Here is a 12,599-nt window from a genome sequence, read left to right as displayed (position 1 = left end):
ATCCACAATGCAAGTCAACTATCTCAAGAAATGTTGGAAGATTGCGATACTCGTTGCGACTCCTCTCTTGTTGCCGACAGGCGTTGCGCTCGGGCAGGTCAGTCTGACGGCGGCCCCGACGGCGGCGACATTGCCTGATGGCTCCTCGGTGCCGATGTGGGGCTACACATGCGGACCCGTGACGAGCACTCCCGGACCCACTTGCAGCGCATTGAATCCCAATGCAGGCGGTGGATGGTCTCCGGTTGTGATCACTGTGCCGACAGGTACCAGCCTGACAATCAACCTGACCAATAACCTTACGTTTGCGAATGGCAATTCGGTGCCGACATCGCTCACGATCGTAGGCCAGCTTGGTGGCGGTCTCGGTAAGCCGACCACGGTTGCCAGTCCGGTCCATCCGGATCTGGGCGTGACATGGCCGGTAGCAGGCAGTCCCGGTGGGGGCAGCGCCACCTTTACTCCACCGGCTCAGGGCCCTCGTGTTCAATCCTTCGGTACTGAGGTTGCAGCTGGAGCTACAACGCCGTTGATCTGGTCGTCCCTTCGGCCCGGGACATATCTACTGGAATCCGGTACCCACCCATCCGTTCAGGGCACAATGGGTTTGTATGGAATTGTAGTCGTAACTACCGCTCCGACATCGAACTCTGGCAACGAGGTCACCCCAGGCACGGCCTATCCCGCGGCCGGCAGCTCTCCGGCGGTCAGTTACGATGCAGAGGTTCCGTTGATCTTCAGTGAAATCGATCCGGTTCAGAACACTGCAGTCACGACGGCCATCAACACCGCTGGATTCAGCGAAACGATGGTGTGGTCAGGCCAGCCCGGAGGATGCGGCGATCCGACACCCGGGAACGCGGCATATCACAAGTGTTACCCGCCGATCGTCAACTACACGCCCCTCTATTACCTGATCAACGGAGTTGCCTTCAATAAGACGAGCGCGACGGCTTCACTGTTCCCGGTAACCCCGTCGACACTCGCGCCCTCCGGTGCGACCGGATCGGTGCTGGTGCGCATGGTCAATGCCGGTGCGCGCATGCATGTGCCATCGATCGTTGGTTCCCAAACCGGAGTTGCTTCCGGTACGTCTACTGCGCCGCCGTCCGGCTTCTCCCTGATCGCCGAAGACGGCAATCCTCTTCCCGGAATTCCTCGCGTGCAAAGTGAAGTCTTCATGTCTGCAGGTAAGACCTATGACGTGATGATCAACGCCTCGGCGCCCACCACGCCTCTGCCTCCTGCGCTCGCTGTCTATGATCGCGAGCTAAGTCTCTCCGCGAACGCCATTGGACGCGATGCCGGTATGCTTGCGTACATCAGCATCAACGGCAGCAGACTGCCACCGGCCACTGCAATCAAGCCTGCAGTGGCCAACCCGGATAGCTACCTAGTCGTTCCCACCGAAACCCTTACAATCTCGGATCCAGGCAAGGGTGTCATCGCAAACGATGTCAATGTCTATGGAGTGAAGGTCTCAACACCGCCTGCACAAGGCACGTTAACGCTGAACGCAAATGGCACCTTTACCTACGTTCCGAACAGCGGCTGGTCTGGAGGAGACTCATTCCAATATCAGGCGAACGGGAACGGGCCAATCGCTACTGTAACTCTGAACGCCGCGACGATTGAGTCTGCCGCTAATATCGTCATGAATAACAGCACCTTCACGTCCAGGATTGCGACCTTCATCAAGATACCGTCGCCAGGCGTGCTGCTGGCGGACAAGGACACCAGTGGCTATCCCCTGACCGTGGTTGCATCGTCGGTCACGATTCCTTCTGGATCTGGCTTGACCGTTCAGATGGACGCGAAGGGGGGCTTTATCGCGTCTGTTCCGAGCCCCGGAATCTACACCTTCACTTACAATGCACAGAATTCTCAAGGTACGGTGAGCGCGGCCTCCGCAACTGTCACATTAACGTTCCCTCGACCAAGCAATCTCGCCGTGAGTGTAGTGGATGGAGCCACCAAGGTTCCGCTCGCAGGCCAGGATTATCGCTGGATCATTGAGGAAGACAAGACGTTCTACGTAGATCCGACCAAGACCACGAATACGGGCGGCAACACGATTGTCCCGACCTACGGAACCAATTTCCATACCAGCAACATGCCATTTGTCGCGCAGGGCTGCACTGGTCCGAAGTCCTGCGAGGCGGGCCAGACAGTCTTCGACTCGGGCACTCCCTGCACCTCAGCGGGTGTACCGGCTGGATGCAGTCCTACAGCGGGCCAGCACGTGCCCGCAGTCTGCGATTTGGGCAACGGCAAGTGCCGGCCGGATACAACCGGCCAAGGCCAGACTCCGACGCTTCCTAGCCAGGTCTATCTTGATCCAACCAAGCGCTACTACATCTCGGTTCTCCCGGGTGACGCAGCAGACCCCTTCACCAGCGGCTGCTCAACGCCTGGTTGCGTCGGCGGTGGCAAGATCGGACATGGCATGGGCGGCGCTTCGATCGCTGCGGGCCAAACCTCGGTCACAGTGATTACTCAACCCAGTCCGTATCCGCCGGGTAAACTCTCTGTCTTTGTGTTTGAAGATGACTTCCCGCTCAACGGTGAGCAAGACGCAGGAGGCGGTGTCGATGTGCTGGCCACCAATGAGCCTGGTCTTGGCGGTTTCCAGATTCATCTTTGGGATGCCATGGGTGGCAACGGCGACTTCACCGGCCAGATGACCTACGACATGTTCAACCAGCCACTGACGAACAGCTTGCAGGGAACGATAGATCCCGTGACCGGAAACGACACCTGTTACATATCTCAGGAAGAGACCCAGAACATAACGGGAATGATCGTCACGTGCCCAAAGTACGAAGTCAAGAATGGCCAGGTTACGTCCGTTCTGTCGCCTCTGGCCGGCCAGGCACTCATCGACAACCTGATGCCCGGCAGGTGGGGAGTAATCGCGACTCCTGCTGCCGACAGAATTGCGAGAGGCGAGGAGTGGCATCAGACTAATACTCTTGACGGACAGAAGGCGCATGATTCCTTCATACGAATTGGCGAGCCGAGTTTCTTCCAGGAATTCGGGCCAGCCGGCTATCACGTAACCATCGGCTTCGCCAACCCGGCGATCATTCAAGGTCGTCTCGCCGGCGTATGCGCGGGCACGGATGCGTTTCTGAGCCTGCCCGCCGGAAGCTCGTGCAATAACACCGTGACGGGCAACGTCACTACCGAACGCATGAGCAGGACACCAGACGAGCGGCTCTACAGCAGCGGCTCGCACGACAGCTTCTATTGGACCCAATGCTACGTAAGCCTTGGCGATCCGGACGGCGAGGACTTCGCCTTTACCAAGTGCGATGAGAAGGGCCATTTCTCCTTCACTGGCATCCCTCCCGGCGACTGGAGAGTCACCGTCTTCGATCAGTGGAACGACATGTTGGTCGACGGTCTTTCCACACCCGTTGGCTTGGCGAATACTTCCACGGGAAGTACCGCCAATCTCGGAGACATTGCCATGAACCAATGGCAGGCCAATGTCTATACCCGCACGTTCATTGACGACAACAAGGATGGCGTTTCGCAGGCCAGCGAAGGCGGCATTCCGCTGGTTCCAGTCGCGGTCCGATATCGCGACGGCAGTCTGGCCAACGGCCTCAGCACGGACTTTGACGGCACAGCGAATTTCAATGAGACTTTCCCGCTCTTCAACTGGTACGTCGTGGAAACCGATACTACCCGGTACAAGAACACGGGTACGCATGTGGTGTATGATTCCGGCGGTCCTGCGGACGGTTCTGCATCCTGCGGACAGCCCGGCTACCCGGCATGCGGAAAATCGACGATCGGCGCGTTCCTTGCCAACACCGACGAACCCAATCCGGTGCCTGCAAATCTGCAAGTGCCAGGCTCGGTGTACTGTGGTGTGGCGGACTGCACGGATGTTAATCTCTTTACCAATCCGACCGGTGGCGGCCCGGGGGGATCGACTGGAAGAGTCGATTCGCCATGGACCGGGGGCGTAGAGGGTTGGCAGGGATTCTCAGGACAAAACAACTTCATCGAATTCGGTAAAGAGCCCTATGTACCCGGTGAGACCGGCGGCATCAAAGGCCACGTAGTTTATGCTTCAACCCGGCCTTTCGATGATCCTCAGATGCTCGTCCAGACGCAATGGGAGCCTCTGGTGCCTCACGTCACCATCAACCTCTACCAGGAGGGCACTGCTCCGGATGGAACTCAGTCTCTGACCCTCGTCGACACCACGCAGACCAGCAGTTGGGATGACTACGCGCAGGGTTTCCGGGCCGATGGAGTGACCCCAAATATGAATTGCCCGGGGCAGTCCAAGGCGGACCTCTTCTACTTCACGCTGTATAACCAGCCGAACTATCTCAATGTTTACGACAGCCTGCACGGTGGCCCAGCCGCGCCGCAGCTCCCAGACAATTCGCAGTACAAGTGCTATGACGGTATGCACAACTGGAACCAGATACAGCCGGCTCCTTACGATGGCATGTACAAGTTCCCCAGCGTAACCGCCACGGACGCCACGGGGAAGCCGACCGCATCCGCCTGCACGATATGCAAGCCGAACACCGCAGTGCCGCAGAGCGATCTGTACTACGGCACTCCGATGTTGCCTGCCGGAAAGTATGTGGTGGAAGTCGTTCCGCCGGCCGGCTACGAGATCGTCAAGGAAGAGGATAAGAACATCCTCATCGGCGATAACTTCATCGCTCCGGTTACTCAGGAGTTTGGCGGGTTGGGCGATATCTTCATCATGCCCGATCAGGCCCAGGTAGCCGCGTACTACAACGAAAACAACGCGCAAAATTCGACAACGAGTCTTGGCGCCAATCCGAACAATGGGATTGTTCCGGGCTTTGTTCCCGAGCCGACCTGGCCTTGTGTAGGTGAGGCGCGCGTGGTTCCCGACTACATCAGCCTGTTCCCACAGTCGACCCAGGTGGCGCCGTTCGCCGGTGCTACACGCAATCTGTGCGATCGCAAGGAAGTTACCCTTTCCGATCAGACCGCCGCGATCGCCAAGTTCTACATCTATACCTCGACCCACATCGCATCGAAGTTCACCGGCGATATCACGGACGATTTCACCTCTGAATTTGATCCCTTCTCGCCGCAGTTCGGTGAGAAGTTCTCTCCACCTAACATGCCAGTTTCAGTCAAGGACTGGACTGGCGCAGAAATCAGCCGCGTCTACACCGACCAGTGGGGCACGTATGACGGCATGACCTATTCCACATGGGAGGTGAATCCGCCCAACCCGACCGGATATTCCCCGACGATGATGGTCTTCTGCATGAACGATCCCGGAACCGGAAGCGCAGCGTTGAATCCGCTATCGACTCCGGATCCGTTGTACAACCCTGGATACAGCAATTTCTGCTACGAGCTGCCGTATATGCCAGGGCAAACCCAGTACCTCGATACGCCGGTCGTGCCTACGTCTGCGTTTTCCGCGGGCTACAATCACCCGGACTGCGCTTATCCGGACGCAACGCCTGCCATCAGCGAAGTTGACGGTGACGGCAAAGGCCCATGGGTAAGCGCGCCGGGCAAGACTCTCACGATTACCGCATTGGGTAACTCAGTTGTGCAGGACTACGCATATTCGGGTCCCGCAGCCACCACGGCGCCCTTCAACCAGAAGACGACAACCCGGCATTACGGATTTGGAGGTCAGGGATCTGTCACGATAGGCGGCGTCTCAGCTCCGATCAAGAGCTGGAGTGACTCGACGATTACGGTGACCGTACCGAACGGAGTACCTGCCTGCGCGATGCAGCAACAGGTGCAGTACGGCGGCAGCACGGCATCTTGCGGCGAGGTTGTGGTGACCACAGCTGCCGGCAAGCAGTCGATCGATGCGGTGACTGTCACCATTGGCGGCAAGGCTCCGACGTACGTAAGCGGGAATGTGCCACTCTCTCAATCCGGTCCGGGATCGATTCAGCAGGCAATCGACGCGGCCGCGCCCGGCGATCTGATCATGATTCCTCCGGGCACGTACAGCGAGATGCTCATCATGTGGAAGCCGGTTCGGCTCCAGGGCGTAGGTGCTGCCTCGACCATCATCGACGCGAACACGCAGCCTGCGGGCAAGCTGGATCCATGGCGTCAACAGATTGTCTGCCTCTTCGGCCTGGCGCTCAATGGCACGCCGATCACTCCTACTAACCCGTACAATCCGGCCGACCCGACCAACAACCCGACGCAGGGAGCAAGCTGCCCCGGCAACATGAACTACTTCAGCGGGACGACGAACAATCCTCAGGTCGATCGTCTCCCACTGGAAGGTATCGTCGGCTGGGACACGACCACAAACGGCAACCTGGCACAGCTCCTTCAGGAGCCAACTCTGCTCGGCGCCTATGAGGGAGCAGGCATCACGATCCTCTCCAAGGGGGTCAATTCTCATGGCGCGGCTGGCTATTACGGTAGCGGGAACGAAGCCGCATTCCCGACAGGCACCACAGTGCTCACAGGCTCTGCATTGGATTGCGGATTCTCATTGCTCGGAAAGACCGTTGAGAAGAATCCTTATCCCAGCAACTTCCAGTGCAATCCGTCCCGCATCGATGGATTGACGATCACAGACAGCTCTCAGGGCGGCGGCGGTATCTTCGCTCATGCCTGGGCGCATAATCTTGAGATCGCCAACAATCGAATCTATGGCAATATCGGCACTCTCTCGGGTGGCATCAACATCGGTCAGGGTGAGTCTCCGGACGCCTACCTGGCTGGACAGACATCGGACACCGATCCTGGTTCGTGCCAGGTAGGCAGCTATACCAACCAACAGTTGCCTTATTGCTTCAACCTGCACGTCAACGTTCATCACAATATGGTCACGTCGAACACGTCGATCGGCGATGAACTCTTCTCCGGCACACCTGCGGGCGCAGGCGGCGTAAGCTTCTGCACCGGCGCCGACTACTACAACTTCCAGTACAACTGGATTTGCGGCAACCAGAGCACAGGCGATGGCGGCGGCGTAGCGCATATCGGCTTCAGCTACAACGGCGACATCGAGCACAACACCATCATCTTCAACCAGAGCACCAATCCGACGATTTCAACCAACGGCGGCGGATTGATTGTGATGGGAGCCGCTCCAGATGGCATGACCGCGGCTGGCGTCGAGTGCGGTAGCACCGTAGCTGATGCTGATTGCCCGCCGGGTCTGCCGGATGGCACCGGTCCTGGCCTGACCATCAACGCCAACCTGCTTATGGGTAACGCAGCAGAGAGCGGCAGCGGCGGCGGCTTGCGCCTCCAGTCTGTCAACGGCACCGAGGTATCTCTATTTCCCAGGAACCCAGCGGATTGGAACCATGTCACCATCACCAACAACATCATCAACAACAATGTAGCCGGATGGGACGGCGCCGGCGTGTCGCTTCAGGATGCTCTGAGCGTAGACTTCATCAACAACACGGTCGCGTCCAACGACACAACGGCCTCGGCCGGAGTGCTCTTCAATACCCTTGGCGCTCCGGATGCCAGCGCCCCAGGCGCCGGTAATCAGACCACCTCGCCCACAACCTCGGCCCCGCAGCCGGCGGGCCTGGTCACCATGCCCAACAGCTCTAACCTGACCATGTCACTGGGGAACACTCCGGTGACATGCCCGACCAGAAACCCACACTGCACGACCATATCGAATCCGTATCTGGCCAACGACGTGTTCTGGCAGAATCGTTCCTTCTACATTGGTGTGGGCGCTTTGAGCTCTCAATACCAGCAGAACATCGTCAGCCTGTACAACGCTTCCTTCAACAGCACCCCTGGCACAGCGGCAGCAAGCCAGCCCTCAGCCGACGCCACGACGCCTCTCGGGACAGGCTCGATGATCACAGGTGGCACAGGAGCGTGCACGCCAGGCGCCAGCTACTGGGACATCGGCGTTCGTGGGGATTCTGGACCCTCGAACCACGCCACGGGCATCGCCTTGTCGCCCACATACTCGGTCATTACCGACATCGCCGACTACAGTACGGCGGCGCTGCACAACACGGGATCGAACCCAAATATGATCAGTCAATATTGCAACGGCGCCAGGACTCCACCGGAATACGCCTCCGGCGGATACCAGGTGCCGCCCGGCATCTCTGACGCCACGGTTCCCAACCCCATCTTCAACCTGTCTCCATCCGCAACCGTGGACGAAGGCAACAACTGGATCAACATCAGCTGGGGTCCGCTTTCCGAAACCGGTCCTGTTACCAACACGACGCTCGGCAACTATGGCCCGTCTTCAAGCTCCTCCGTCATTAACTACATCCCCAGCACTGCGCCGACTTATGGCGCGGCTCCATCTCTCGACTACTATGGCACTCCGAGAAAGACAAATAACGCCGTCGACGCGGGCGCAGTCGAATTCGTAGGCGCAACGCTGGCAATCGGCAGCGTAACCGGTGGACCGCTCAACTTCGGCAACGTCGTTGACACTACCACCAGCGCTGCGCGGACGCTCACCCTCCACAACACCGGTACAGGTACGCTGACGGGCATCGCCATCGCGGTTACCACACCGTTCTCGCAATCGGGCGGCACCTGCGGAGCAACGCTGAATGCTGGAGCCACCTGCACCATTAACATCGTCTTCTCACCGACAACGCCTGGGGCCGCAACCGGCAATGCAACGATCACCGGAAATGTTGCCATCACGGGTTCTCCCGTGGCACTTACAGGAACTGGAGTCGCTGTCAGCAAGACAGCAACCCTTACGCCCGCCACACACAACTATGGAACAATCACCAGGGGCGCTACGCAGGGCATCCTCTGCCTCGGGGCCAACGCCGGACCTTGCCAGGCGTTCACCCTCTCCAACACCGGGAATGTCGCAATGACGGGCATCACGACAACCGTCAATTCGGCCATCGGAACGAACTACTATGTGATCGCCGGCCTTACCAGTTGCGGTGCAACTCTGAATGCGGGTACGACCTGCAATGTCGAAGTACAGTTCCGGCCTCCGTTAACCGATGCTGCAAATTCGGCTCAGACAGGATCGCTTGTTATCACGAATACCAGCGGCTTCCCAACGTTGACATCGACCTTGTCTGGAACCGCACGATGATCCCAGACAACCAACGCAAAGCTGTTCGCGGGATAGCAGCGGGCAGCTTTGTCGGAACTCCAACGCTCAGTCGCGAATCACTCGGGCCGGCGGTCTACCAGCCGCCGGTCATCGAATCGCAGGGATGAGGGAACAAATGTTCAGGATGTTAGCCCCAGCCAACGCAACACTGCTCATTCGTGCGGCATTTCTGGCGAGCCTGGCGAGTCCGGCGATCTTCGCACAGGTGCCGGCCACTAAGGGGCAGGTGGCGCCCGCTGTCGCTCCTTCTCCTCAGAAGGGAACTGGCACTCCAACGCGCTACCAGCCCAACCGGACATCCAGGAGAGAAACAGCCTATTACGAGTCCGTCTGGGGAGTAGATTCGCTGAGCGTAAGGGCAGTCGAGTCGGGCGAATTGATCCGATTCACCTACCAGGTCGTAGATCAGGAGAAATCCAAATTGCTCAATGACAAGAAGCTTGAACCGGCATTGATCTATCCCGAAGGCCACGTAAAGCTGATCATTCCATCCCTCGAAAAAGTTGGCCAGCTAAGGCAAAGCAGCACGCCGGAAGCAGGGAAGTCCTACTGGATGGCATTCTCGAATCCGCAAAGAACGGTCAAGCGTGGAGATCGTGTCGATGTGGTGATCGGAAGCTTTCGCGCAGAAGGCTTAATCGTCGAATGACTGCCACATTGAAAGCCTGCGATTTATTTGGGCCCGGGACAGCGATGCATCAGGATCATCCGTGTAGATGTACTTGAAACTCTTGGAACGAGGAAATCCAATATGCTCCGAATCAAGCTGATAGTTGGTATGACGCTCGCATGCGCCGTTGCCGCCGCAATGGCTGCAGATACGACCACACCCAGATCGAGTCTTACCGCAGCTGAAATCGTCAATAAAAACGTTGCCGCACGTGGTGGGTTACAGGCGTGGCGCTCCGTTCAATCCATGACGTTCCAGGGTAAGCTGGGCGCGGGAGGCAATCAGCGGACTACTCTTCCTGCTTCGCTTCCGGACAAGAAAGCTGCTGCGCTTCCCACGGATCCGCGGCCGAAGGAAGAGGTCTTATTGCCGTTTGTGATGGAGATGCAACGCCCGCACAAGGTACGTTTCGAACTGCAATTCAGGGGTCAAGCCGCGTTACAGGTCTACGACGGAGAAAATGGCTGGAAGCTGAGGCCCTATCTTAACCGTCGCGAAGTCGAGCCATTCACCGCCGACGAAGCAAAAGCCGCATCGATGCAAGCTGAGCTCGATGGTCCGCTCATTGATTATGTAGCTAAGGGGACTCGTGTCGACGTTGAAGGGATGGAGGAAGTAGAGGATCGCGACACCTACAGGCTCAAGCTGACCATGAAGAATGGGCAGTCAATTCATCTCTGGATCGATTCCAAGACATTCCTCGAGACCAAGATTGAGGGACAGCCTCGAAGATTGGATGGTATAGATCATCCAGTCGAGATCTACTATCGGGATTACCGCCCAACGAGCGGCTTGGAAATACCATACCTGCTGGAGACAAAAGTTCTTCCGCTGCCCAATCCCGCATCGCGAGTCAAGGAGAACCCGATCCCTGCCGAGAGAATACTGATCGAAAGAGTGTTGGTTAATCCCAAGTTCGAAGCATCATTGTTCTCCAAACCTCAGGCCGAGGTCGCTTCTCTCAACAAGTGACGGACTCGCGCCGAAGTGGAACCTGCTGGCAAGCCGCTATGATTGCGAATTCCTCTGTGCTTTGCGTGGCTGCCGACCGAGGTCCCAATACCGTTTAACTCTGGATATCAATATCGGCACTCGATGCGAAACTCTCCCAAGATCATTGAAAATAAAGGGATGAGTCTTTGCGATAGTGGATAAGTGTCGGACGAGAAGATGGAATAAATCAAGTCTAAACTGCTTATTCTAAAAATTTTGGTCGGGGAGAGAGGATTCGAACCTCCGACCCCCTGGTCCCGAAATAACAACCGATGCACTAAGTTATTGATTCTTTTGGGCTGGTAGCGCGTCTGAGTAGTCCCAGATACATGGTTTTCGGCAGTAATTGGACCCAAATTTCAGAGCTGAATGTCTACATCAGAAGCCCTGCGTGATACCTGGTCAGTGGCGACAAGCAAGCTTTGGCGGCGCGCGATTCATGACCGAGGTTGTAATCGACGCGCGGTACGCTCGGGCGCGGCTGTGGTGGATGGGGAAAGTTATGTATTGGGACGGGTGAAGGGGAGAACAAGCACTTGCTGAGGAGATGAAGTAGGTGAGGGAGGGAATTCAAGGCACATGAAGAGAAATTTGCCGGACCCTAGGGGTGTGCCCAAACTCCGAGGTCCATTGCCACGATCTCTCGGAAGATCTCGCCCGAGAGGATCTACCGCCACAATGTCGCCACCGCCCGGGGGATGATCTGCCGCATGATGATAAACTCGCGGTCACCGTTTACAGCAGCCTGCGTCACGCATCCAGCGCGGAGGCTATGGCCGCCGATTGAATCTGCTTTCAACCCGTGCCGCACAGCATTTCGTTTCAGGATTTTTCCGATCGAGTCCTTTGCAGACCGTGCCGGAATGCATCTCCATATCGGCCGACCGAACGGAAGACCGGACCTTCCGAAATGCCGGCGGCGGAGAGCCATTGGGGCAGCGCGGACCAGGCCCGTGTCGGGATTGGATCCGAAGGGAATGCCGCGGTTCAAGGCGATCCTCATTCGTACCGCCGTCATATCTGAAACTGTCGCAACCAGTTCATTGCGACATCGCCAATCGCTGCAGTTGCGCGGGGCGCCGGCTGCTAGCTAGATGGGAATAGGTTATTATCTGCGCCTTTGCATCTCTGAATCGAAAGCAGATCGTTAGTCGCCGACTTTGACGCATGTGAAGCGCGGGTCTTTCTGCCACTCTCCATCATCGAGCGTCTCCCAGGTAACCGTGAACTGCTGAGGGTCTATCACTTCGTAAACGATGCGGTTGGGAGGCATTAGCTGATCTTTGTGATCGGTCGAAATCAGCGTGAGCTTTGTCCCGTGCCAGCCATCGGTAACATACGAGACAGACGCGGGGTCGTCCGCATCGATCATGAGAAACTCTCGTTTATCCTGGTCGTACCCAATGAAATAACGCCCGCTGAATTCCTGCTGGCTTTCCTGAAGTTTCGTCCAACTTCCAGAGAGAGCCTGCTCTGAATCCGGATTCTGCTGCTCTCGCACATCCAGGTGCGCTGCCGACGGGCCATGGCCGCAACTCCACTGTCCGCGAAAATCAAAGCCTTTGGGTGGCGGCAGGCGCCGATCGACAGGAATGATTGTCTGTGCTGCGGCTGTTGCCAGCGACAGACATAGCCCAACGTAACTACCGAAGACCGCACATGTTCGGAGGACTCTATTCATCGTGTCGCCATCCTTCTGTTGTACCGTGGGTGCCGCGTTTCAGGATGAGGCCGAGAAGGAGCGGCACATTGAGCCAATGACTCCATCGCACCAGGAGATGATGCTTCCTAGCCACGAGCACGCCTCGCTTTTCCGGCAATGTGCTAGTGGCGGCCAGTTGATTCTCAGTAAGT

5 protein-coding genes and 1 pseudogene are annotated in these 12,599 nt (G+C 57.5%); 4 read left to right on the top strand and 2 right to left on the bottom strand.

Annotated features, from left to right (window positions below):
- Positions 1–7: 7 nt before the first annotated feature.
- From OHL23_RS26510 to OHL23_RS26495, 4 genes are all read left to right on the top strand, one after another.
- Entirely contained in the window at positions 8–9,061 is a 9,054-nt protein-coding gene (locus OHL23_RS26510; RefSeq protein ID WP_263355069.1) for a choice-of-anchor D domain-containing protein, read from the top strand.
- Positions 9,058–9,189, top strand: coding sequence for a hypothetical protein (locus OHL23_RS26505; protein WP_263355068.1), 132 nt, complete (start codon positions 9,058–9,060; stop codon positions 9,187–9,189). The genes OHL23_RS26510 and OHL23_RS26505 overlap by 4 nt, the downstream gene beginning before the upstream one ends.
- Positions 9,190–9,197: 8 nt before the next feature.
- Positions 9,198–9,731, top strand: coding sequence for a hypothetical protein (locus OHL23_RS26500; protein WP_263355067.1), 534 nt, complete (start codon positions 9,198–9,200; stop codon positions 9,729–9,731).
- Between the two features lie 102 nt (positions 9,732–9,833).
- Positions 9,834–10,724, top strand: a complete 891-nt coding sequence (locus OHL23_RS26495; RefSeq protein ID WP_263355066.1) for a LolA family protein — start codon at positions 9,834–9,836, stop codon at positions 10,722–10,724.
- Positions 10,725–11,892: 1,168 nt separating this feature from the next.
- Here the strand turns inward: OHL23_RS26495 and OHL23_RS26490 are convergent.
- Together OHL23_RS26490 and OHL23_RS26485 are read right to left on the bottom strand one after the other, a co-directional pair.
- A complete protein-coding gene (locus OHL23_RS26490) occupies positions 11,893–12,426 on the bottom strand; it encodes a hypothetical protein (protein WP_263355065.1) in 534 nt (177 codons plus the stop codon).
- A pseudogene (locus OHL23_RS26485) lies at positions 12,419–12,599 on the bottom strand (hypothetical protein); the annotation flags it as partial. The pseudogene OHL23_RS26485 and the gene OHL23_RS26490, both read right to left, overlap by 8 nt.

It is taken from the genome of Acidicapsa acidisoli (genome assembly GCF_025685625.1).
Taxonomy (GTDB): Bacteria; Acidobacteriota; Terriglobia; order Terriglobales; family Acidobacteriaceae; genus Acidicapsa; species Acidicapsa acidisoli.
This window is presented reverse-complemented; position numbering and strand designations above follow the sequence as displayed.

Coding starts and splice junctions, on each gene's coding strand:
- OHL23_RS26495 (WP_263355066.1), top strand. CDS start 9,834: ATGCTCCGAATCAAGCTGATAGTTGGTATGACGCTCGCATGCGCCGTT.
- OHL23_RS26505 (WP_263355068.1), top strand. CDS start 9,058: ATGATCCCAGACAACCAACGCAAAGCTGTTCGCGGGATAGCAGCGGGC.
- OHL23_RS26500 (WP_263355067.1), top strand. CDS start 9,198: ATGTTCAGGATGTTAGCCCCAGCCAACGCAACACTGCTCATTCGTGCG.
- OHL23_RS26490 (WP_263355065.1), bottom strand. CDS start 12,426: ATGAATAGAGTCCTCCGAACATGTGCGGTCTTCGGTAGTTACGTTGGG.
- OHL23_RS26510 (WP_263355069.1), top strand. CDS start 8: ATGCAAGTCAACTATCTCAAGAAATGTTGGAAGATTGCGATACTCGTT.